At 64.9% G+C, this 22,233-nt stretch carries 24 protein-coding genes; 6 read left to right on the top strand and 18 right to left on the bottom strand.

Annotated elements, in window-relative coordinates; genetic code table 11:
- Positions 1-34: 34 nt before the first annotated feature.
- The gene (locus QFZ46_RS12855; protein ID WP_307362079.1) at positions 35-1,345 is read right to left on the bottom strand and encodes an ABC transporter substrate-binding protein; all 1,311 of its coding nucleotides are present in this window, start codon (positions 1,343-1,345) and stop codon (positions 35-37) included.
- A 78-nt stretch (positions 1,346-1,423) separates the two neighbouring features.
- Positions 1,424-3,274, bottom strand: a complete 1,851-nt coding sequence (locus QFZ46_RS12850; RefSeq protein WP_307362077.1) for a glycoside hydrolase family 2 protein — start codon at positions 3,272-3,274, stop codon at positions 1,424-1,426.
- 220 nt (positions 3,275-3,494) lie between these two features.
- Here QFZ46_RS12850 and QFZ46_RS12845 point away from each other — a divergent pair, with 220 nt between their 5' ends.
- Entirely contained in the window at positions 3,495-4,487 is a 993-nt protein-coding gene (locus QFZ46_RS12845) for a LacI family DNA-binding transcriptional regulator (protein ID WP_307362075.1), read from the top strand.
- A 116-nt stretch (positions 4,488-4,603) separates the two neighbouring features.
- Here QFZ46_RS12845 and QFZ46_RS12840 read toward each other — a convergent pair whose 3' ends face one another.
- The 4 genes from QFZ46_RS12840 to QFZ46_RS12825 are packed head-to-tail and all read right to left on the bottom strand — an operon-like array spanning position 4,604 to position 6,891.
- Entirely contained in the window at positions 4,604-5,368 is a 765-nt protein-coding gene (locus QFZ46_RS12840) for an ABC transporter permease (protein WP_307362073.1), read from the bottom strand.
- A gap of 1 nt (position 5,369) precedes the next feature.
- Positions 5,370-6,161 (bottom strand): ABC transporter ATP-binding protein, encoded by a 792-nt coding sequence (locus QFZ46_RS12835; protein ID WP_307362071.1) that lies wholly within the window; start codon positions 6,159-6,161, stop codon positions 5,370-5,372.
- Positions 6,158-6,529 (bottom strand): DUF1048 domain-containing protein, encoded by a 372-nt coding sequence (locus QFZ46_RS12830; RefSeq protein ID WP_307362070.1) that lies wholly within the window; start codon positions 6,527-6,529, stop codon positions 6,158-6,160. The genes QFZ46_RS12835 and QFZ46_RS12830 overlap by 4 nt, the downstream gene beginning before the upstream one ends.
- 2 nt (positions 6,530-6,531) lie before the next feature.
- Positions 6,532-6,891 carry a PadR family transcriptional regulator gene (locus QFZ46_RS12825; RefSeq protein WP_307362069.1) on the bottom strand — a complete coding sequence of 120 codons (360 nt, stop codon included), beginning with the start codon at positions 6,889-6,891 and terminating at the stop codon, positions 6,532-6,534.
- Positions 6,892-7,012: 121 nt separating this feature from the next.
- Here QFZ46_RS12825 and QFZ46_RS12820 point away from each other — a divergent pair, with 121 nt between their 5' ends.
- Positions 7,013-7,906, top strand: a complete 894-nt coding sequence (locus tag QFZ46_RS12820) for a TrmH family RNA methyltransferase (protein ID WP_307362067.1) — start codon at positions 7,013-7,015, stop codon at positions 7,904-7,906.
- Positions 7,907-8,054: 148 nt separating this feature from the next.
- Positions 8,055-8,867, top strand: coding sequence for a phospholipase (locus tag QFZ46_RS12815; RefSeq protein WP_307362065.1), 813 nt, complete (start codon positions 8,055-8,057; stop codon positions 8,865-8,867).
- Positions 8,868-8,906: 39 nt separating this feature from the next.
- Here QFZ46_RS12815 and QFZ46_RS12810 read toward each other — a convergent pair whose 3' ends face one another.
- Both QFZ46_RS12810 and QFZ46_RS12805 read right to left on the bottom strand, forming a co-directional pair.
- A complete protein-coding gene (locus tag QFZ46_RS12810) occupies positions 8,907-9,791 on the bottom strand; it encodes a hypothetical protein (RefSeq protein ID WP_307362064.1) in 885 nt (294 codons plus the stop codon).
- A gap of 94 nt (positions 9,792-9,885) precedes the next feature.
- Positions 9,886-10,725 (bottom strand): helix-turn-helix transcriptional regulator, encoded by an 840-nt coding sequence (locus QFZ46_RS12805; RefSeq protein ID WP_307362063.1) that lies wholly within the window; start codon positions 10,723-10,725, stop codon positions 9,886-9,888.
- A 126-nt stretch (positions 10,726-10,851) separates the two neighbouring features.
- Between QFZ46_RS12805 and QFZ46_RS12800 the strand changes: the two genes are divergently transcribed.
- Positions 10,852-11,790, top strand: a complete 939-nt coding sequence (locus QFZ46_RS12800; RefSeq protein ID WP_307362061.1) for an SDR family oxidoreductase — start codon at positions 10,852-10,854, stop codon at positions 11,788-11,790.
- Between the two features lie 8 nt (positions 11,791-11,798).
- On the opposite strand, the gene QFZ46_RS12795 is transcribed toward QFZ46_RS12800, so the two are convergent.
- Both QFZ46_RS12795 and QFZ46_RS12790 read right to left on the bottom strand, forming a co-directional pair.
- Positions 11,799-12,875 (bottom strand): DNA polymerase IV, encoded by a 1,077-nt coding sequence (locus QFZ46_RS12795; RefSeq protein WP_307362059.1) that lies wholly within the window; start codon positions 12,873-12,875, stop codon positions 11,799-11,801.
- Positions 12,876-12,937: 62 nt separating this feature from the next.
- Positions 12,938-13,723 (bottom strand): NAD(P)H-dependent oxidoreductase, encoded by a 786-nt coding sequence (locus tag QFZ46_RS12790; protein WP_307362057.1) that lies wholly within the window; start codon positions 13,721-13,723, stop codon positions 12,938-12,940.
- Positions 13,724-13,803: 80 nt separating this feature from the next.
- On the opposite strand from QFZ46_RS12790, the gene QFZ46_RS12785 reads away from it, so the two are divergent.
- The gene (locus QFZ46_RS12785) at positions 13,804-14,151 is read left to right on the top strand and encodes a winged helix-turn-helix transcriptional regulator (RefSeq protein WP_307362055.1); all 348 of its coding nucleotides are present in this window, start codon (positions 13,804-13,806) and stop codon (positions 14,149-14,151) included.
- Positions 14,152-14,366: 215 nt separating this feature from the next.
- Here QFZ46_RS12785 and QFZ46_RS12780 read toward each other — a convergent pair whose 3' ends face one another.
- From QFZ46_RS12780 to QFZ46_RS12765, 4 genes are read right to left on the bottom strand one after another with little or no spacing between them, the layout of a single operon-like run.
- Entirely contained in the window at positions 14,367-14,987 is a 621-nt protein-coding gene (locus tag QFZ46_RS12780; protein ID WP_307362053.1) for a dihydrofolate reductase family protein, read from the bottom strand.
- On the bottom strand, positions 14,987-15,493 hold the full coding sequence (locus QFZ46_RS12775; RefSeq protein ID WP_307362051.1) for an SRPBCC family protein: 507 nt from the start codon (positions 15,491-15,493) through the stop codon (positions 14,987-14,989). The genes QFZ46_RS12780 and QFZ46_RS12775 overlap by 1 nt, the downstream gene beginning before the upstream one ends.
- A 3-nt stretch (positions 15,494-15,496) precedes the next feature.
- Positions 15,497-15,838 (bottom strand): ArsR/SmtB family transcription factor, encoded by a 342-nt coding sequence (locus tag QFZ46_RS12770; protein WP_307362048.1) that lies wholly within the window; start codon positions 15,836-15,838, stop codon positions 15,497-15,499.
- A 47-nt stretch (positions 15,839-15,885) separates the two neighbouring features.
- A complete protein-coding gene (locus QFZ46_RS12765; RefSeq protein ID WP_307362045.1) occupies positions 15,886-17,043 on the bottom strand; it encodes an MFS transporter in 1,158 nt (385 codons plus the stop codon).
- A gap of 192 nt (positions 17,044-17,235) precedes the next feature.
- Between QFZ46_RS12765 and QFZ46_RS12760 the strand changes: the two genes are divergently transcribed.
- Positions 17,236-18,033, top strand: coding sequence for an alpha/beta hydrolase family esterase (locus tag QFZ46_RS12760; RefSeq protein ID WP_307362042.1), 798 nt, complete (start codon positions 17,236-17,238; stop codon positions 18,031-18,033).
- Between the two features lie 264 nt (positions 18,034-18,297).
- On the opposite strand, the gene QFZ46_RS12755 is transcribed toward QFZ46_RS12760, so the two are convergent.
- The 4 genes from QFZ46_RS12755 to QFZ46_RS12740 all read right to left on the bottom strand — a co-directional run bounded on the left by QFZ46_RS12755 (position 18,298) and on the right by QFZ46_RS12740 (position 22,226).
- The gene (locus QFZ46_RS12755; protein WP_307362040.1) at positions 18,298-18,741 is read right to left on the bottom strand and encodes an NUDIX hydrolase; all 444 of its coding nucleotides are present in this window, start codon (positions 18,739-18,741) and stop codon (positions 18,298-18,300) included.
- Positions 18,742-18,892: 151 nt separating this feature from the next.
- On the bottom strand, positions 18,893-19,825 hold the full coding sequence (locus tag QFZ46_RS12750; RefSeq protein ID WP_307362037.1) for a carbohydrate ABC transporter permease: 933 nt from the start codon (positions 19,823-19,825) through the stop codon (positions 18,893-18,895).
- Complete coding sequence (locus tag QFZ46_RS12745; protein ID WP_307362034.1) at positions 19,822-20,844, bottom strand: carbohydrate ABC transporter permease; 1,023 nt, start codon at positions 20,842-20,844, stop codon at positions 19,822-19,824. Before QFZ46_RS12745 ends, QFZ46_RS12750 begins: the two co-directional genes overlap by 4 nt.
- 89 nt (positions 20,845-20,933) lie before the next feature.
- Positions 20,934-22,226 carry an ABC transporter substrate-binding protein gene (locus QFZ46_RS12740; RefSeq protein ID WP_307362031.1) on the bottom strand — a complete coding sequence of 431 codons (1,293 nt, stop codon included), beginning with the start codon at positions 22,224-22,226 and terminating at the stop codon, positions 20,934-20,936.
- Positions 22,227-22,233: the final 7 nt, after the last annotated feature.

Genomic DNA, 22,233 nt, shown 5'->3' with positions numbered 1-22,233 from the left:
GCGTCTCAGCCCGGCAGCAGGTATGCGTATGAGGTCAGGAACCGAGGACCATGGAGATCTCGGAGAAGAGCTCCGTCGCGAACTGTTCGGTGGTGATGTCGCCGTAACGCAGCTGCTCGTGCAGCTCGCCCCACTTCGCCTCGATGGTGCCGTAGCCGGCCGGAAGGATCGGGTAGCTCGCGGTCAGCTCTTCCTCGGCCGAAGTGAGGTAGTCGAGATTGACGACGTCTGCCGGCGTCTGTTCGATAGCTGCTCGCCCTTCCTCGGTGGGAGGGGTGCCGAGGGTCGTGCCGAAGATCTCGGCCACCCCTGGATTCGTCGTGAGGAAGTTCACGAATGCCGCGGCGGCCTGCTGCTGGTCGGAGTTCGCCGCAATGCTCAGCAGCATGCTGGGCTTCGGAGCGAGAACGTGCGCGTCCTGACCCTTATCAAGCGGCGGCTGCACCATCCCGATGTTCTCGGTGCCGGCGTCACTCATCGCCTGCTGCACGGTGGTCGAGAAGTTGAACCAGATCGCCGTCTCGCCCGCGAGGAATCCGCCGGCGGGCTCGAGGGCCACGCTGCGCTCCACCGGGTAGAACTCGGCATCCTCGCGCAGATCGGCGACGCTGTCGAGATAGTCGATCACGTCATCTTCGTCGAACGCCGGAGTGCCGTCTTCGTTGAAGACCGGGTTCTCGTCCTGCATCAGGTCGTAGATGAAGTTGGGGAAGCCGGCGGTGTAGTCCTCGGCGCCGTAGATGCGCGGATCGATGGAACCGCCCGCTTCATTGACCTCGAGGATGAGGTCGTTCAGCTCGTCCCAGGTCATATCGTCGGTCGGGTAGTCGATGCCGTACTCGTCGAGGATGTCCTTGTTGTACATCATCGACCAGGCGTTGGTACCGAGCGGAACGCTGAGCAGTTTGTCATCCACGGTTCCTGAGCCGAGGACGGTGTCGGGTATGCCGTCCAGAGGAAGCAGGTTGTCGCGGTAGGGCGAAAGGTCCTGCAGCAGCTGCTTGTCGGCGTATTCGCCAAGGTATCCGGCATCCATCATCACGACGTCCGGGAGCGCTTTGCCCGCGGCCTCGGTGTTCCTGGCGGTCCAGTAGTCGCCCCACGCGTTGAAGTTGCGCTTGACGTCGACGTTCGGATACTCCTCGTTGAACAACGCGATGGCCTGCTCAAAGCGAGCAGCCCGATCCTCGTTGCCCCACCATGAGAAGCTGATCTCAGCCGAGGTGTCGTTGTCGAATGTCACGTCGACGGACTCGGGCGTTCCTCCCCCACCGCCGCTGCATCCGGCGAGGATGAGTGCAGCTGCGCCACCGAGCGCGATGACCGCTGGAATTCTTCTGGACATGTGATTCTCCTCTTTGAGTCGGGCGGCATCGCCCGGTGCCAGGCGAGAGCAGGACGTTCTCGCGATGATGGTGCTAGGTCAGTGGGTCGACGGTCCCTCGATGAGCGCGCGCAGCTGCGCGATCGGGAGCTTCGGTTCGCGGTTCTCCGTCAGCAACCCGTTGCGTTCCTGCAGCGTGTCGGTGAGCTGCGTCCAGCACCAGCCGGACATCCCATCGGCACGCCCGCGGTGACCTCGGGTGCCCGACCGAACCGCGTCGAGAATCGTGCCGACGCGCTGTGCGAAGTCCTCTGCCCCATCGGCTTCGGAGTAGCCCCAGGAATCCGCAGGACTCTCGTCCACCGACCACTTCACGCCGCCGAATTCGGTGAGCATGATCGGCTCGCCGTTGTCGGTCGTTCCAGGCAGGCGAATCTGCCGGCCGGCCGGGCCGATGCCCGCGATATACCGACGCAGTTGCGCCTCATCGACGTCGTAGCGCCGGCTGAGCACCTCGTCGTCCGAGTCGTAGTCATGCAGAGTCCACAGATCGGACGTTCCGAGCTCCCAGCCGTCGTTGGAGATGACCGGCCTGGTCGGGTCGATGGCCTTCGTCAACTGGTACATCGCCTCGGCGAATGCCCGCTGATCGGCGCGCTCTGCGATGTGCTGCACTCCCCAGCTCTCGTTCAACGGCACCCACGTGATGATGGAAGGATGGCTCCGGTCGCGGACGACCGCCTCGATCCACTCAGCGGTGGTGCGCTGTACGGAACGACGCGTGAACGAGTATGTGGCAGGCATCTCGCCCCACACCATCAACCCGAGGCGGTCCGCCCAGTAGAGGAAGCGGTCATCCTCGATCTTCTGATGCACGCGAACGGCGTTGAAGCCGAGTTCGAGCGTCAGCTCGGCCTCGCGGCGCAACGCGTCTGCCGACGGTGCGGCGAGGTGAGACTCCGGCCAATAGCCCTGGCTGAGCACAGAGCGCAGCACGATCGGACGGCCGTTCATCAGCAACGCACCATCGGAGGTTCGCACCGAACGCAGTCCGAGATAGCTGGCGACGACGTCCTGCTCCTCGCCATCGACATCGACGTGCACCCACGCATCCAGCAGAGTCGGTGCCTCTGGGCGCCACAGCAGGTGCTCATACACCTGACCGTTGTCCTGCCCCTCGAGCGACAGCGTCAGCGTCGCACTCGTGCCGCTCGTCGTGGCGTACGCGGTGCCGACCGTGCGGTCAGCGTGAGCAACGACGACGCGGATGCCGCTCTCCACTCGCCTGCTCAACTCGACCTCGACGGTGACAGTGCCGTGCGCCAGGTCGCTCGTCCACGTGAGACCGACCACGTGCTGCGGACGCACCGACTCGAGCCACACCGGCTGCCAGATACCGGTCGTTCGGTGGTACCAGATCGCGTGCGGATGCTCTTCCCAATCCTGCTTGCCCCTGGGCTGAGCGACGTCGTGCGGGTCGTCTTCCGCGCGCACCACGAGCACATGCGTCGCGGTGTCTGCGAGCGCGTCGGTCACGTCGAGCACGAAAGGAGTGTGTCCGCCTTCGTGCTCACCGACGACGTGGCCGTCGAGCCAGACGCGTGCACGGTAGTCGACGGCACCGAAGTGCACCAGCAATCGCTGACCCTGCACGTGCCCGACCTGCTCCAGGTCGGCCGCCGTGAGCTCTCGTCGGTACCAGACCACGGGGTGATATCCGGTGTCTGCTATTCCGGATGCCTTCGACTCAGGGGGGAAAGGAACGCGGATGCTGCGCGGCAGCGCCCGCCCGTCGAACCATACTTCGGAGACTCCCGCATTCTGGTCATCGTGGGCGAAGCCCCACTCGCCGTCGATCTCGAGGAAGGAGGAACGAACGAGCTGCGGCCTGGGTCGAGCAGTCTCGAGACCACTGGCCCGCAGAGCGGAGGTTCCTGATTCGGCGGCCATCCGTGACACCTGTGTGACTCCTTCATCCGGCGAGCTGCGCGCCGAGTATTCATCGTTGAACGGGGGATTCCGGGCACCACTGGAGAACCGGATGGGGAGCAGACTCGAAGGGTCTAGTTCCACGTTGAACTACACCATAGTTCCACGATGAACTAGAGTCAACTGAAACGACCCCGCGCCTCGCAATCAGCACCGCGGCCACCGGAATGAGGAGGGCCAGATGGCGCGAGTAACGCTCGCCGATGTGGCCGCACGCGTCGGCGTGAGCGCGAAGTCCGTGTCAAATGTCGTCAACGGCACCGGATGGGTGAGCAATGAAGTCCGGGACCGGATCCTCGAGGCGATAGACGACCTCGGTTATCGACCGAACCTCGCTGCGCGGCAGCTTCGCAATGGCCGCAGCGGACTGATCGCACTGGTCATTCCCGATCTGCGAGAACCCTACTTCGCGGAGTTCGCCGCGCGCTTCGTCACGACGGCTCAGCATCGCTCGCTGACGGTACTCGTGGCGCAGACCGGCGGAGATCGGGCAGCCGAACTCGCGATGATGGCAGGAGAGGGGTTCCCCGCACTCGACGGGATCGTGATGAGTCCGCTTCGCCTCACCCCCGACGACCTGACCGGACGGAGCACCACGCCACCCCTCATCGTCATCGGCGAGCAGGCCGAGGCGCTCATAGGGCCGAGCGTGCACCACGTCGGAATCGACAACGTCTCCGCCGCAGCTGCAGCCACCGAACATCTCATAGGTCAGGGTTGCCGGCGTATCGCGGTCGTCGGCCTGCAGGACTCCGGCCCTTCGGCGACCTCGCAACTGCGCTTCGACGGATACCGACAGGCGTTGACGAATGCCGGGATCGAGATCGACACAACGTTGCTCGCCTCCGTCGGGCATTTCAATCGAGCCGAAGGATCTGTCGCTGTCCAGCGTCTGCTCGATGCGGGCGTTGATTTCGACGGACTGCTCTGCTTCAGCGACAGTCTCGCGCTCGGCGCCCTCTATACGCTCGGCAGTGCGCGCATTCCGGTGCCCGCATCGGTCAGGGTCATGGGCTTCGACGGGATCGAAGAGGGCCGATTCCACATCCCGACCTTCTCCACCGTCGACCACGGTGTCGAACAGGCCTCTGACACGATCCTGGACATCCTGGCCGCGCCGAACCCCTCACCGGGAACCCAGCACAGAGTTCCCTATCGGATTCTGGCGCGCTGATCTTCGCGCCGATCGCGTACGCGATTCGTAACCAGCGCACCGAAAGGGCAGTTCGGTGCAGTCGTCGGAATCCGACGGCCGCACCGAACTGCCCTTTCGGCTCTCGCCGTGAACGATCAGCTGATCTTCTTGCGGTAGATGGCGATCGCGAAGCCATAGGCAACCACCAGGATGCCGACGAGCCATGCGAGTGCGACCCAGATCTCCGAGCCCACAGGCTGCTCGGCGAACAGCGAGCGGATGCTGTTGACGATCGAGGTCACCGGCTGGTGCTCGGCGAACCAGGCAACCGGGCCGGGCATCGAGGTGGTCGGCACGAACGCCGAGCTGATGAACGGGAGGAAGATCAGCGGGTAGCTGAATGCACTCGCTCCATCGACGGTCTTCGCCGAGAGACCTGCGATCACCGCAAGCCAGGTGAGGGCGAGGGTGAACAGGATCAGGATGCCGACGACAGCAAGCCAGGCACCGAAGGATGCTCCGGTGCGGAACCCCATGAGCAACGCCACCCCGATGACGATCGCGACCGAGATCATGTTCGACACCAACGAGGTGAGCACGTGCGCCCAGAGCACGCTCGACCGAGCGATCGGCATGGACTGGAAGCGCTCGAAGATGCCGCCCTGCATATCCAGGAACAGCCGGTAGGCGGTGTATGCGATGCCGGATGCGATCGTGATCAGCAGAATGCCGGGGAGCATGTAGTTGATGTATGACTCGTCGGAACCGGTGTTGATCGCGCCGCCCAGAACGTAGACGAACAGCAGCATCAGCGCGATCGGTGTGACCGCCGTGGTGATGATGGTGTCCGGGCTGCGGAGGATGTGGGTCAGCGACCGGCCCGTGAGGACGCGGGTGTCGCTGAGAACGTGGGAAGTCATGTCAGAGGTCCTTTCCTGTGGGTGCCGCGGTTTCGGTCTCGCCCGTCTCGCCGACGAGGGCGAGGAAGACGTCCTCGAGTGACGGCTGCTTCTCGACGTACTCGACCTTCGCCGATGGGAGAAGCGCCTTGAGCTCGGCGAGCGTGCCGTTCTGGATGATGGTGCCCTTGTGCAGGATCGCGATCCGGTCGGCAAGCTGCTCCGCCTCATCGAGGTACTGCGTGGTGAGAAGCACGGTGGTGCCGTTCTTCGCCAGTTCCTTGATGGTCTGCCAGACCTCGATCCGCGCCTGCGGGTCAAGACCCGTGGTGGGCTCGTCGAGGAAGATCACCGGCGGATTGCCGATCAGGCTCATCGCGATGTCGAGCCGGCGACGCATCCCACCCGAGTACGTCGCCGCCCTGCGGGCGCCGGCATCCGTGAGCGAGAAGCGAGCGAGCAATTCGTCCGCGATCTCACCCGGGTTCTTCAGATGACGCAGCTTCGCGACGAGGATGAGGTTCTCCCGTCCTGAGAGCACCTCGTCCACTGCGGCGAACTGACCGGTCAGACTGATCGACTGGCGCACTTCGTTCGGCGCCTTCGCAACGTCGAAGCCCTGAACGGTGGCATTGCCGCCGTCGGCCTTGAGCAGTGTCGACAGGATCCGCACGACCGTGGTCTTGCCTGCGCCGTTCGAGCCGAGAAGCGCGAAGATGCTCCCTGCCTGAACGTCGAAGTCGACGCCGCGCAGCACCTCGAGGTCCTTGAACGATTTCCGGATGCCGCGCACCTGGATGGCTGCGGTGGTCATGAGCGGGTCTCCTTTCCGATTGCACCGTCGATCGCCTTGGTGAGGCGGGCGCGTTCCTTGTCGATCCATTCCTTGCCCTGGTAGGACTTTGCGAACGTCTCGGTGAAGTCCACCGGGTCGTCGCCGACGATGTCCCGCACCGGGGTGCCGTCGACGGCTGCCCTCTCCCACAGGTCGACAAGATCCGTGAACATCTGGGTGATGGTGTCGCCGTTGGTGATGCCGCCGTAGTACATGAAGTACCGGTGCATCGCTGTTGCGACGGTGCGGTAAGGCTCGGAGAGAGCCTCCATGCGGGCCTTGTCATGCTTGTACTGCTTCTTCTGCTCGAGCGATCCGGTGACCGCTTCGATCCACTTGCTTGCCATGCTCAGTTCCCTTCGGTGGTCGTGCTGTCGGTGATGTTGTCGGTGTGTCGTAGGTGTTCGATGCGTTCCACGAGGAAACTCCACGTCCCCCAGAACTCGACGAGCTGTTCCCGTCCCTGCGGGTTGATGGAGTAGACCTTGCGCGGCGGCCCCTTCTCGGACGGGACTTTCTCCACGTCCACGAGGCCTCTCTGCTCGATTCTGACGAGCAGTGCGTACACGGTGCCCTCAGCGATCTCGGCGAAGCCCTCGTCGCGCAGCCGCGCCGTGATCTCGTACCCGTACGCCGGCTGGACGGACAGGATCGCGAGAACGATGCCCTCGAGCGTGCCCTTGAGCATCTCGGTCATCTGGTTGCCCATCGGATCACTTCCTTCATCTACTCAGTGTTGTTGACTACCAGTAGACGGTAACACTAAGTACCGGTAGTTAGCAACAGTGAGTACTGATTTTTTTCGCACGCCTCCGGGTACGCTCGTCTCCATGCCTTCGGAACCCCGCCAGCACCGCACCAAGCCGGTCTCGAACACCAAGGCGGTCTCCACGCGCAACGCGACGTTCCAGTACTGGGAGACCCTTCTCGGCAATCGCACGAAACGCAATCGCGCCGGCGAGATGATCGTGCAGGGCGTACGCCCCATCAACCTCGTCCTGGAGTCCGACCTCGAGGTACGGGCAGTGCTGATCACGCACGTGAACGGTCGCTCTCGGTGGGCTTCCGAGACCATCGCAACCGTGGAGTCCGCCGGTGCGACCTCATGGCTCGTCGCACCGGACCTCATGGCTGAGCTCGGTGAGAAAGACGAGGAGGAGGCACCGGAGCTGCTGCTGATCGTGGCGATTCCCGCAGACGACCTCTCCCGGATCCCGACACCGGCCGATGCACTCTACGTCGCCCTCGATCGCCCCGCTTCTCCCGGCAACATCGGTTCGATCGTGCGTTCGGTCGATGCTCTCGGCGGACACGGCGTCATCGTGACCGGGCACGCCGCCGACCCCTACGACCCGAGGGCGCTGCGCGCCTCGACGGGCTCGGCGATCATGACGCCGACGGTTCGACTGCCCAGCATCCGCCCCGCTCTCGAATGGATCGAGCAGTTGCGCGCCGACGGCGTCGACATTCAGATCGTGGGAACGGATGAGGACGGTACGCACGACGTGTGGGATGTCGACCTCACGAAGCCGACGCTGCTTGTGACCGGCAACGAGCACTCCGGCATGTCGGCGGCATGGAAGGACGCATGCGACGTGCTGACCCGCATCCCGATGACGGGTCACGCGACCTCATTGAACGCCGCGAACGCGACCGCCGCGATCCTCTACGAGGCGACGAGGCAGCGGCGAACTGCAGGTCGGAACGCAGCCGCGACCCGCTGACACCGGCCAGGGCTCACACCTGGCATTCAGGCTACGCGGAGGTTCCGCACAGAAGTAGTGATGCACAATCGTTACTTTGCGTGCCTGACCCGAGGTGCGCGCGCTGTCCCGAAACGGCGCAGATACCCTAAGGACCGTTACGTTCGTCATGCTCAAGAACCAGTTGCACTCCCCTGCCCGTCGACGCAAAGTCGGTATCACGCTCGCCATCGGTGTTCTCGTCGCCACCGGAATCGCGGTGGCCGCCCCGGCCGTCGCGGCCATGACCGCACAGTCGTCCGTCGTCGATGCAAAGGCGTCGGCCATCGAGGCGGCCGCAGCATCCGAGGCCGTCGTCGCCGGGCGCACGGCGCTGACGGACGCCGCATCTGCTGTCTCCGCGGCGGAGAGCAGCGGCCTCGACCTCGGCGAGGCGAGTACCGCGGTCGACACATCCGGCCTCCTCGAGGCCATGGCTGATCTCGATGACGTCGACTCCCTCACCTCATTGGAGCTGCCCATCGTGCGAGTCAAGGCAGGCGCCGAGATCGCTTCCGTCACCACACAGACGGCTGCCCTGCGCGAACGTCAGGCAGCGGCAGCAGCCGCAGCCGAAGCTGCCCAGCAGGCTGCGGCTGCGGAAGCCGCAGCTGCTGCCCTCGCGAACGCGAACACTCCCGACGGCGCCAAGGCGACCGCCGCAGCCATCGCCGCTGACCAGTACGGCTGGGGCAGCGGTGAATTCGAATGCCTCAACTCGCTGTGGGAGAAGGAATCGGGCTGGAACTACGAGGCCTACAACGAGGACGGCGGTGCCACCGGCATCCCTCAGTCACTCCCTGGAGACAAGATGGCCAGTTTCGGCGCCGACTGGGCGACCAACGCGACCACGCAGATCCGTTGGGGCCTGGACTACATCCAGCGCGCGTACGGCAGCCCCTGCTCGGCGTGGGGTCACTCGCAGGCGATGAACTGGTACTGACCTGCGACAGCACTTCTCGGGTGGCCGCCGACTCGGCGGTCACCAGGGGAGGTCAAGAGCGAGGTACGCCTCGAACTCTGCGTCCTTCGGGAACTCGGTGAACTCCGCGAACTCGGCCTGAGAATCGGCCGACACAGCCTCCAGGTAGCAACCGGACGTGAAGCCCGCATTCGAGGGGATGTCGGGCATGTCGGAACAGACCCCGAACAGCTTGCCGTCGACGTAGCCCGCGATGTAGACATCCGGGTACTCGGGCACCTGACTCAACGTCGAGACGAGTGTGGCTTCCACGTAGCCTTCCCCGCCGAGCATCTTGTCGGTCGTGACCTCTCCCGTCATGATCGGCTCCGCGAACTCGCCCATGGTCTGCTCGACCCTTATCGAGACCGCATCGGTGATGTCGGAGGAGAACACACCCTGGAACATCGACACCTGACCGGGCAGGATGTACACACTCGTCGGCCCTCGGTCCAGGATGCTGCCATCTTCCGCATAGGCCGTGACGTCGAAGTAGAGCTCAGCGGCCCGCTCCGGATCCTCGTTGGTCACGGTCGCGTAGAGGCCGACGTAGTCATCCGGCGTGATCTTCGACATCGCGAAGGATCCGAATACGAGGTCGGACACCGTGGAGACCTCGATGCCCTGCACGATCTGCGGCTCGTCGGCGGCGGTTGCCGAGGTGGACGTGGGAGTGGGGGGCGGCTGCGGCGCGGCGACGGCCGATCGATCGAACCAGAGCCATGCGGCGACTCCACCGAAGCCGATGGTGGTGATCAGAAGCACCGCGCACACGATGGCGAGGGCCAGCACCAGGCCGTTGCGCGAGTCACGAGGGGCGACGGCGATCGATGGCGCGTCGGCGACCGGTGGCGCAGGAATGCGCGGATCGACCCAGGCGTCGTCGGAGGGCTGGGGCAGCGTCATCGTCCTCCTCCTCCGCGGAACCCGCGCACAGTGGCACGGGTTCCTGTCGATGCTACACAGACGCACTCGATGGGCGAATGGGCACATCTCTCCGTCAGCGCACGGAACTCGGCGCCAGCACTGCGAGCAGCCTCAGCTTCTCGTAGCTGTCCGTCCCAGGGGACGCCGTGTAGACCAGCAGAGCGTGGGAACTCGCCGGATCGATCAGGTTCTGGCAGGCGAGGTCGAGCGGGCCCACTTCCGGATGGATGAAGCGCTTCGTCTCCTTGGGGCGCACGCCGATCTCCTGCCGATCCCAGACCGATCGGAACTCTTCGCTGCTCTCGAGGAGGAGGCCTGCGAGATGCGCCGCGCGCGATTCGGGACCGCGCACCGACGCGACCTGGCGCAGACCCGATGCCCACAGGCGCGCGAGGAACTCGTGCTCGGCCGGATCGTAGAGCTCCCGCGACCGAGGGTCGGTGAACCACCGGAATCCGATGCTGCGCTGAGGCCCGGACAGGTGGGCCAGGTCTCCGGTGAGCGCGACGCCGAGAGGCGTCTGGCGCAGCGTCTCACCCAGCTCGGTCACGATCTCGGCAGGGGTGTCCTGCAGCCGGTCGAAGATCCGCAGCATGCCGGGGCTGATGTGATCGCTCGACGCGCCACGCGACGGCGGTCGATGGCCGGCGAGGCGGAAGAGGTGGTCGCGTTCGTCGGTCGAGAGATGCAGGCCCTGCGCGATCGAGGCGATCATCTGCTCCGACGGCAGCGGTCCGGTGCCCCGTTCGAGCCGCGCGTAGTAATCGGAGGACATATGGCACAGCGCAGCCACTTCCTCTCTTCGTAGCCCGTCGGTGCGTCTTCGCTGTCCACGCGGAAGACCGACGTCCTCCGGCTGCAGCACGTCACGACGTCGACGCAGGAACTCAGCCAGACCGGCTCTGTCTATCACGTGCATGTCCTCCGTTGATCTTCAACGATCCTGACACTCATGCGACTCCGCATCCACTGATCGATGAGTCCTGGATGCGGATCCGCGTGCCACTGAGAGTGGAAGCACGACGAAGGAGCATTCCACATGGCACGCAGAAACATCGACATCACCATCTCCCCACTCGCCGGAAGCCGCGCGGTCGTCACGGGCGGGAGCGACGGCATCGGGTTGCGGATCGTCACCCGCCTCGCACTGGCCGGGGCCGAACTCGTCCTCCCGGTGCGCAACACGCGCAAGGCGGAGGCAGCGGTCACCGGCATCCTCGAGAAGGCGCCCGACGCGCAGATCACGATCCTGCCGCTGGATCTCTCATCGCTCGAATCCGTCGCACGCTTCGGCGAAGACATGGCGCGCGACGGACGCCCGGTCCATCTGCTCATCAACAACGCCGGTGTCATGACCCCGCCGACGCGGCAGACGACGCGTGACGGCTTCGAACTGCAGTTCGGCACCAATCACCTCGGGCATTTCGCGCTCGCTTCCCACCTTCTGCCGCTTCTGCGGGCCGGACGAGCGCGCGTGACGTCGCAGATCAGCATCGCCGCGAACCAGGGCGCGATCAACTGGGCCGACGTCAACTGGGAGCGCTCGTACGACGGCATGCGCGCGTACAGTCAGTCCAAGATCGCCTTCGGACTCTTCGGACTCGAACTCGAACGCCGCAGCCAGGCACACGGGTGGGGCATCACGAGCAACCTGTCGCATCCTGGCATCGCTCCCACAAGTCTGCTCTCGGCCCGCGACGAGATCGGACGCACCGAGGACACCCTCGGTGTGCGTGTGATCCGCTGGGCCTCGAAACGGGGGATCGTCGCCGGCACGCCGGAGACGGCCGCGCTCCCCGCCCTCTACGCATCGACCTCTCCGGATGCCGTCGCCGGTCGTCTGTACGGACCGCGGGGTATCGGCCACCTCGGTGGAGGCCCTGCCGAGCAGAAACTCTACTCGCGTCTGCGCAGCGAACAGGATGCAGAGCGGATGTGGCAGGTGTCGGAGAAGCTGACAGGAGTGTCGTTCCCGTAAGGGTCCGCTCAGATCCGCCCTCGGACCGGCGTCCGTTCAACCGCGTCGCCGGTCTCAGGCATCGCCATCTCGGCCCTGACACCCAGCAGTCTCACCTCGCGATCGGCATCGAGCGTGGCTGCAAGCGCCGCGGCGGCAGCCATAACCGCCTCCCGATCCGTCGCCGGCTCCGGGAGCTTGCGTCCGAACGTCTTCGTCTCGAACGGGGCGTATCGCACCTTCAGATGCACGCGGATGACCGGTCGCCCCTCAGCCGCACAATCGTCGAAGGCATGACCGGCGAGTTCCCGCACAGCCGCTTCCACCTCGGACGGCGTCGTGAGGTTCTGCTGGTAGGTCGTCTCCCGGCTATGGCTGCGCGCAACCCAGGGCGTGTCATCGACGACACTGGGCCCGAGACCGGAGCCTAGACCGTGATACCAGACGCCCATCTTCGGGCCGAACTCGCGGATGAGCTCCTCGGCATCGGAGTCGGCCAACTCACGCACCGTGCCGATCCCGTGCGCAGCCAGGCGCTTGTGCACCTTCGGCCCGACACCCCACAGGTCGCGAGTGGACTTCTCCCCCATCACCTCGAACCAGTTCGCCTCGGTGAGCCGGAAGATCCCACGAGGCTTGCCGAACTCCGTCGCGATCTTGGCACGGATCTTGTTGTCCCCGATGCCGACTGAGCAGTGCAGGTCCGTGGCCGAGAGAACGGCCGCCTGAGCTTCACGGGCAGTGGCCTCCGGATCGTCGGTCTCGATGCCGAGGAAGCACTCGTCCCAGCCAATGACCTCCAGCACGACGCCGGGAAGCGCACGCAGGGCCGTCATGACGTCCTCGGATGCCTGCTCGTACGCCGCGTGGTCGACCGGGAGGAACACGGCATCCGGCGGTGCCTTGCGCGCGGCGATCTTCAACGGCATCCCTGATCCGATGCCGAACGCGCGTGCCTCATAGGATGCCGTCGACACCACCGCGCGCTCCGTCGGGTCGCCTCGCCCGCCGACGATCACCGGCAGACCGGCGAGTTCCGGACGACGCAGTACCTCCACCGCGGCGATGAACTGATCCATATCGACGTGCAGCACCCATGCAGCCATCACACGAGTCTGACGCGCGCAGGTCCAGATGTCATCCATCCGGCAGAACCCTTATGCGAGAGTCAGTGGCCGATGCGATGGATGCCGAGGTCTGTGCGACCGGGCGCGAACTCCTCCCGAAGAGCTCGACCGGGCCGGTAGTCGCCGCTCGACATCGTTCGGTACGGAGTCGGCGTCTCCTCCGCCAGACCGGCGATGCGATCGGTGAATCGCCTGATCTCGCGATCGACTTCGGCAGTACCGAGGTCGTCGGCGTCTGCGATCACGTGGAGTGGTAGCGGTTCGATCCCGGCGTAGAACAACGTGCCGTGAGTGACACCGAAGAGCAGGGAATCGAGATCGCCCGAGATCCCTCGCGGCGCGATCGACCTCATGCCCTCACCCAGCGACACCGAGATCAGCGCTCGCTTGCCGACGAGCACGCCATCGCCGTACTTGCGCGGCAATCCGGTCACGGGATCGATCACGTCGAACCCGAACCCGGATGCGAAGACACGATCGAACCAGCCCTTGAGCATCGCCGGCACCGAATACCACCAGAGCGGAAACTGGAAGACCACGAGGTCCGCATCCAGGAGTTTCTGCTGTTCCATGCGGACATCCGCCGGAAGCTGGCCTTCGGCGTAGGCGCGCGACCAGCGTGTCAGGAATGGATCCTCCGCTGGCGCAAAGTCACCGAGGTCGGCACGGGTCAGCGCAGGGTTGAACCCCATGCCGTAGAGGTCGCTCGTGACGACGTCGTGTGTGCGTTCGAGTGCCGCCCGGCCGGCGTCGAACAGTTGCCGATTGAACGACCGCTCATCGGGATGGACAAAGACGTACAGCGCTTGTGGCCTTCTCGTGGACATGCGACGATCGAATCACGTACTCCAAGCTTTGTGAAGTATGCACTTTGCTGTCCTATACCGACTGATTGGATAGTGTCACGATGAGAGCAGCTACTGAGCATGCCGCTTCCGTGTGCCCCGTCGAGGTGACGGTGAGCATCGTCGGAGGATCCTGGAAACTGACGATTGTGCAGAAGCTGCTCGCCGGCACGCGCAGGTTCGGAGAACTCCGGCGAGACGTGGGCGGCGTCACTGACCGCGTGCTGACACGTCAGCTGCGCGAGTTGGAGTCTGACGGCCTCGTGCACCGCGAAGTGTTCGCGCAGGTGCCACCTCGTGTCGAGTACTCCCTCACCGCTGAAGGCGAGTCATTGCGGCCGCTCGTCGAGATGATGGACGAGTGGGGGCGACAGTGGACTTCCGAACATGTCGGCGGCGTCCCGGCCTGATGCCGACTATGAGATCCGCGCCTAGGGCTTGGGATCAGACCGCTTGCGACTAGCGATCTCGTCAGGCGGGGGTTGCTGTTGACCTCCCGCCAGTCGACGAGAACACCCAACGCAAGCACGCCCGTACGCAGCTCCGCATTGCGCTTCAGGGCATCACCGCTCATGTGCGGGTTCGGGGCGACTCCGTGGCGTCGGCTCGCCGGTAGGTGCCGTTCTCACCTCGCGCGCACGATGTAACTGAGATGGGTCGTGCTCGGCGAAGGCTCTGCGCTGACCAGGTCGAGAGCCACCCGGCCGGCGCCCACTCCATCGAACAAGCGCACTCCGGTACCGAAGAGCACGGGAGAGACCGCGACATGGAACTCATCGACCAAGCCCGCATTGAGATACTGCACGATCGTGTCTGCACCGCCAGCGATGCGGATGTCTCGCTCGCCGGCAGCCTCGCGCGCCTGTTCGAGCGCTGACTCGATGCCGTCGTTCACGAACGTGAAGGTGGTGCCACCCGGCCTCTCCCAGGGGTCGCGCTTCTCGTGCGTCACGACGAAGACCGGCGTGTGGAACGGCGCCTCCTCCGGCCACATCTGTTCACCGGCGTCGAACATGCGTTTGCCCATGACGCTCGCGCCGGTGCGCTCGAACGTCTCTCGCACGATGTCGTTGTCACGCCCCTCATCGCCGCCCTTTCCGAGCTTGAGGTTCTCGCGGAAGTGCCGCTGCCTGAAGACCCAGCGCTGCAGTTCCATCCACTGCTGCCCCATCAACTCCTCCGAGGATTCGGGGGCGATGAACCCGTCCAGCGACATCGAAACGCTGAAGAACACCTTCCCGGCCATCAGCGCCCCGCCCCCTTCCGAACCAATCCCGCGACGTATTCAGCCAGGTTGCCCAGCGTCTGCTGACCCCCCTCGAGCGCACCGAACTTCTCGACCGCCTCGTCACGCAGTTCTTTGGTGGGGAACACCGTGAGCATCTCGATTCGCGTCGCCTCTCCGGCGGATGCGAACGTGAGGACCGATTCGAACGAGTTCGGGTCGTCGCGGTACTCGCCATGGAGCATCGCGATCCGCTCCGGCGGAACGATCTCGGTCCACGTGATCCATTCCTGATAGTCCGTTCCGTCCGGCCCACGCATCACGAAGTCCCATGACCCGCCGACGTGGAACTCGAATGCCCGCGTGGTCGTGGTGAACCCGTTCGGCCCCCACCACTGCGACAGGTGGCGCACCTCGGTGAATGCTTCGAATACCAGCTCCCGTGGGGCGTCGATCACTCGCGTGATCACGATCTCGCGGTCGGCCGTCGTCGACTGCACCGGCGCTTCTCGTCCACTCATGTTCATCAGCTACTCCTTTTGCCTCTCCTGCTTGAGTTCTTGCACATATGCATCCAGTCGGTCGAAGCTCTCGTTCCAGAACTGCTCGAACCCGCCGGTCCACTCGTGGACGTGCTGCAGCCCGCGGGCGTCAAGAGCGTAAAGTCGCTGCTTGCCCGCTCGATGGTCTTGCACCAAGCCGACTTCGCGGAGCACTCGCAGATGCTTGGATGCCCCCGGCTGCGTCATTCCCAGTGCTTCGGCGACCTCCGTGACCGGTCGCTCCCCTGCCCGCAGCAGTGTCAGAATGCTGCGGCGCTGCGGCTCGGCGATGGCGTTGAATACGTCGGAGGTCGTCGCTGCTCGTGCCATGAGAGTTAACATATACCCATATCGGCAAGTGTTTCAAGCCTCTTGAGTCACGCGTGCCTCACCGGTCGGCGGCGTCCGATCCACAGCAACGGGACAAGCGCAGTTCCGCACGCGGCCGTCGCTGCCGCGACCCAGGCGACACCCGCGCCACCCGACATCGCATATGCCGCACCGGCACCGATCGGACCGAGGAACGCACCCACGTTGAGTGCCGCCGTGGCGTACGAGCCACCGAGAAGCGGCGCGCCATGCGCCTCCCGCACGATGCGCGAGATGAGCGCGGACCCGACGGCGAAGGAGAGCGCGCCGACGAGAAACGACAGCACGAACAGCATGGGAGCAAAACCGGCGCACAACGCCATGAGCGCCCACCCCACGCTGGCCAAGGCCCCATCCATTCCGATCCAACGTTTTTCCCGGCCGGCGGCCCACCGCCCGGTTGCCGCGACCCCGAGGAAGGAGCCGATCCCGAATGCGGCGAGCAGCAATGGAATGAGAGCATCCGGAATGCCGGCGTCGACCCCGAGCAGCCCGAGGAAGGTGAATACGCCGAACGTGCCGGCGTTGAACAGCGCAGCGAGCAGCACCGAGCCGATCACCGGCCAGCGACGCAGCTCGTTCAGTTCTGAGCGAATGCCGGAACGCGGACCGTTTCCCCGCGTCATCGGCGAGCGGTTGAAGAACAGGATCACCAGTGCGGGCAAGGTGAGCACGCAGACCGCCCAGAAAGTCCCTCGCCAGCCGCCGAGTTGCGCGAGCGCAGCACCGGCGGGTACTCCCACGATGGTGGCGAGGGTGGTTCCGGCGAGCAGCACGGCGATCGCGCGGTTGATTCGATCCTCCGGAACCAGGCTCCTGGTTGCGGACAACGCCACCGCGAGGAACCCGGCGTAGGCGAATGCCGCGACGACACGTGTCACGAGCAGCGTGGGGAACGACTCGGTCAACGCCCCGAGCACGTGGGCGGCGAGGAAGACCAGCAGGAAGCCGATCAACGAGATCCTCGCCGGCAACCGTGCGACGAGCACGGCCATCGTCGGCGCACCGACGACCATCCCGGCCGCGAAGGCAGAAGTCAGCGTGCCGACTGTTTCGGCGGAGACGGAGAAATCGTGGGCGATGTCAGTGAGCAGGCCCGCGAGCATGAACTCGCTGGTGCCTTGGGCGAAGATCGCGACAGTGAGGACATAGATGAGCAAAGGCATGGTTGCATCCAGATGAGCGCGCAGCGACTGCTGGCATGGCAGCAGTCACAGCAAAGTGAAAATGAGGTCACCAAGAGACGCGGGGAGCTTCGGCTCAACCCGCGGCGTCATCTAGATGCTTCAGGACTCACGACGAACACTATAGACCGATTTCACGCCCAGCCGATCGGCGCGATCTGCCAGCCTGGCATCATGAGGATTCAACGCAATGAGTTCATCGATGTCGCCGGCCGCCGACGCAGTTACGTCCATGTCGCCCCTTCCTCGCCCCGGCCCGACGCTCCCCTGCTGATCGCGCTGCACGGCTCGTCGCAGCAGGGCCGGACGATGCAGCGTTTCAGCGGGCGCACGCTCGATGCTCTGGCCGAGCGCATCGGCGCCGACCTCGTCTATCTGAACGGCCACGGCCGAGCCTGGAACGACGCCCGTCTGCAGAAGTTGTCGCGGGCGCAGAAAGACGGCGTCGACGACGTCGGGTTCGTGAGCGCCGTCGTCGGGCGCTTCCACCGCCCCACGATCGCGGTCGGATACTCGAACGGAGGGCAGCTCCTGCACCGCATCCTGCGAGAACAACCCACTCTCCTCGCCGGCGCGACGATCATCGCGGCCGGCGTACCCGTGGACGACGATTTCATGCTCGTCGGCGTCGAACCAGGCGCTGTCCCCGTGCTCCTCGTGCATGGAACCGCCGACCCGATCATGCCGTTCGACGGTGGGTCACCCAAGATGCTCGGCCGTGCCACCCGCGGAATGGTGAAGTCCGCCGAGGCAACCGCCCGCGGCTATGCGCCGACCGGTGAACCCGAGATCCGGCGCGATGGTGACGTCGAGCGGGCAGATTGGGACGGCGTGCGGCTGCTCACGCAGATCGGGACCGGGCATGTGATCCCGAATCGCACGACCTCGCCCGGCCCGCTGGTCGTCGGCCCGTCACACCACGACATCGATATGGGCGAGGAGATCGAGAACTTCTTCGGCCTCACCTCGTAGCGGCGAGATGCGAGTGGGAGATCGGCGGGCAACGGATCCCCGATGCGGTTCTGGCGCAAGTCGCTGCAGTCGATGCTTGAGGCTTTCGCATCAGCCGGGTTCCGTGTCGCCGGCATCACTGAGCCTCAGCCCCTGCCAGACGCGCGCGGTTCACCCGGAGGGCTTCGCGCGTTTGTCGACGGCGCCTGGTTTCCTCTTCTTTTCGCTCGAAGCAGCCTAGGCGCCGCGTGACCGGCCGGCGGGCCTCGCAGTCGGAGTCGCGGGTCAGACGGTATCGAGCAGCCGCATGACTTCGGCGGGATAAACGGGGAGTTGCTCTCTCGCGTCATCGAACGGACGCCAGACGACGGGCACGACAGTCCCGTCGCTCTCGATGAGTGTCGCGCCCGTGGCCGCCGGCTCGGGGTCGAGGCGCCCCGTGTACACGAAGACGATCTCGTGGCCGACCTCACCATCGATCCGGAAGATGTTCTCCACCACGCCGAGATAGCGCAGATCGCGGATCGTCGCCGCCAGCTCTTCGCTCACCTCACGTTCGACCGCGGCACTGTGAGTCTCGCCGACCTCGACACCGCCACCGATCAGCCGGTGATATCCATTCGGATTCTCCGCAGTCGGAGCGTTGAGACTGACCGCATGCGCAGTTCCCGCTGCGTTCGGCGCGACGAGCATGGCCTTGACGCGGATGCGGCTTCGATCGATCGACACCAGATCACGCTATCGCGCGAGTTTCGGACGTTGGCACGAGCAGCGGCATGGACCGCGCTGCACAGGACAAGAGCGACTTCACCCAACGCGGACTCGAACTCGAACTCGAGGGCAGGGCTGTACGAGCGTGGCGCAGGCCCATCCGGTTGGATCAGCCTTTCACTGCACCGGCCATGACGCCTGCCACCAGCTGCTTGCCAAGGAAGACGAATGCGACCAGTAGCGGCAGCGCGATGAGGAACACTCCGGACATGATCAGGGCGTGATCCGCGGTGAACGCTCCGCTCAGCTGCGGGATCACCAATGGAAGCGTCTTCTGGCTGCGCAGCACCACCGACGGCCAGAAGAACTCGTTCCACGAGCCGACGAACGTGAACAGCGCCAGCGTGGCCGCCGCGGGCCTCGCCGCGGGAAGCGCGATCGACCAGAAGGTGCGCAGCACGCTCGCGCCGTCGACGCGTGCGGCCTCGATCAGCTCGTAGGGCAGCGCCTCTTTAAGGTACTGCGTCATCCAGAACACACCGAAGGCGCCGACGAGGCTGGGCACGATGAGGGCGGCGAGCGAGTCGATCCAGCCGAACTCGTTCATCATGATGAACATCGGCACGGTGCCCAATTGCATGGGGATCACCAGGGTCGCGATCACGAAGACGTACAAGCCGTTCTTGCCCCGGAATCCGAGCTTGGCGAACGAGAAGCCTGCGAGCGTCGAGAAGAACACGGTCGCAGCGGAAACCACGACTGCGACGATTATGGAGTTCAGCGCCGACATCCAGAAGTCGATCTGGTGGTTCGAGACGATCGCGATGATGTTGTCCAGCAGGTTGGGCCCTGGGAAGAGTCGGGGCAGCGCGCTCTGCGCAATCTCGGTCCGGGTGGACGAGCCGAGGATCGCCGTGTAGTACAACGGGAACACCGATGCGATGAGGACGATCGACAGCAGAGCGTAGGTCACCCATCCAGGACGAGGACCGACCGAGTCCTCACGTGGCTTGAACCTGATCGGCTTGCCCTTGGCAGCCCTTCGCTGCGCGTACTTCTTCGCAGCAGGTCCGGAGATGTTCTCGATCAGCGGAGTGCTCATCGCGTGCGGCCTTTCTCGCTGAGGCGCTTCGCGGCGAGGCGGGAGGCGCGGGTCGGCTTGGACGTGCTGGTGGATATCGCTCGCGTGACGAAGAAGTTCAGAAGTGTGAAGAAGATGATCACTGCTGCGAAGAGCCAGGCGACGGCTGCGGCCTGACCCATGCGGTCCTGCCAGTCGCCGAAGCCGAGATTGAACAGGTAGAGCACAGTGGTCAGCCACTGATTGTCGGCGCCGCCCTGGCCAGTCCCTCCGGTTCCTGCACCGTCGAAGACCCTTGCCTCGTCGAACACCTGCAGACCGCCGATCGTCATCGTGAGCACGACGAAGATCATGGTCGGACGAATGCTGGGGATCGTGATGGAGAAGAACTGACGCGCCCGTCCCGCCCCATCGATCGTCGCAGCCTCGTACATGTCGCGAGGGACCGTCTGCATGGCGGCGAGGAAGATCAGGGCGTTGTAGCCGGTCCACCGGAAGATGATCATCGTCGCGATCGCGACGTGCGAGAGGAACCGGTTGTGGAAGAACGGAGAATCGACGTCACTGAACCAGCCGAGCTCGTGCATGAGCGGCGTGACCAGACCGAATTGGCCGAACACCTGCGAGAAGATCATCGCCGAGGCGACGGGCATGACGACGAAAGGCACCAGCACGCCCATTCGCCAGAACGTCTTGGTCCTCAGGTTCTGATCGAGGATCGCCGCGATGATCAGCGCGAGAATGAGCTGCGGCACGAGTGACAGCACGAAGATCGAGAAGGTGTTCTGCAGCGCCGTCCAGAACGCCGGCTGGTTCAACACCCACGTGAAGTTGTCGAGCCCGACGAAGTCGCCCTGACCGAGACGGCGGTCCCAGTCGTGCAGCGCCACCCAGATGTTGAACACGATCGGGAACAGCCCGAAGATCGCGAAGCTCAGGAAGAACGGCGAGATGTAGAGGTACGGCGAGACTTTGATGTCCCACCTGGAAAGGTTTCTGGAGAACCCGATCCGGCGCGTAGCAGCGGTCTGCGATGTCATGTCTCTGCCTGTTTCACCTTCGTTGTGAACGCGTGTGCGCCGTGGCCCGTCCCGGACTGAACGGGCCACGGCACTGCATGCTCAGTCGATCAGTCGGTCAGTCCGAGCGCGTCGAACTCGGCGACCGATGAGGCCCATGCCGCCGCGGCATCCTCGCTTCCCGATTCGATGCGTCGGATGCCGTCCATCACGAGCGTCTGGATCCCGGCGAAGTTCACGCCGCGGTATCCGCCGGCGGCTTTGTCGCCGGCGGACTCGGCCAGGCCCGCGTAGATGGCTCCGGTCTCCTGGCCGCCGAAGAACTCGTTCGCGGTCTCCGAAACGGCAGGATCCTGCATCGCGTCGAGCTGCGACGGGAACTGACCGTTCAGCAGGAACATCGACACGGCAGCTTCCGGTGAAGTGAGGAAGTCCGCGAGCTCGACGGCTGCGTCGGTGTGCTCGCCCGCGGCCGGAACGGCGAAGAACGAGCCGCCCCAGTTTCCGCCGCCGTCAGGGAAGGCATTCGCGATCCGCCATCCCTCGAGACCCGCGGCGTTCTCTGCAATGATGCCTGTCGCCCATGCCGGTGTGATGACGGTCGCCCACCGGCGCGCCTGGAATCCGGCGCCCCAGTCGGCATGACCGATTCCCACTCCTGCGGAGACGCCTTCCTCGGCCGCATCTCCGAACATGGTGAACAACTCTTCCACATCGTCGTTCTCCGCCAGCGGAAGCGCATCGCCGGTGTCCGGATCCTCGAATGCGGCGGGAAGCTGGTTGATCGCCGCCTGGATCGCGGTGCTGGTCGAGTCGATCCACGCGGCATCCGATGCCTCGCTGAACTGCCGGCCGGCGTCGAGGAACGACTCCCATGTGGCGTCCTCGCCGCCGATGAACTCGGTGAATCCCTCCGGGTCTGAGGGGAGGCCGGCGGCTTCCATCAGCGTGGAGTCGTAGGCGATCGCGAGCGGGCCGATATCCATGCCGTAGCCCTTGATCTCGTCACCGACGGATCCCTGAGTGACCTTCCAGTCGACCCATCGGTCCTCGACGGCGGGCAGGGTGACCCAGTCTTCGGGCAACGCCATCATCTCGGTCCACCAGTCGAGCTCGACGAGGTGAAGGTCCGACAACCCAGCGCCGTCGGAGGCGAGCCCGTTGCGCAGCACCGTCTGCGCGGACGCACCGTCGGCGAAGGAATTGACCTCGACCTTGATGCCGGTCTCATCGGTGAACTGTTCGAGCAGCTCCGGCGGGATGTCCACCCAAGTCGCGACCGTGAGCGTTTCCGGCGTCTCGCCTCCACCGCCCTCAGCGCCGCCTCCGCTGCAGCCGGAGAGAATGAGTGCGGTCGATGCGGCGATGGCCGTGAACGCGATGGCTTTCCTCTTGGTCCTCATCTTCGAG

Source organism: Microbacterium murale (assembly GCF_030815955.1).
Lineage (GTDB): Bacteria > Actinomycetota > Actinomycetes > Actinomycetales > Microbacteriaceae > Microbacterium > Microbacterium murale_A.
The sequence above is the reverse complement of the archived record's forward strand: the minus strand, read 5'-3'. Positions and strand labels throughout refer to the sequence as shown.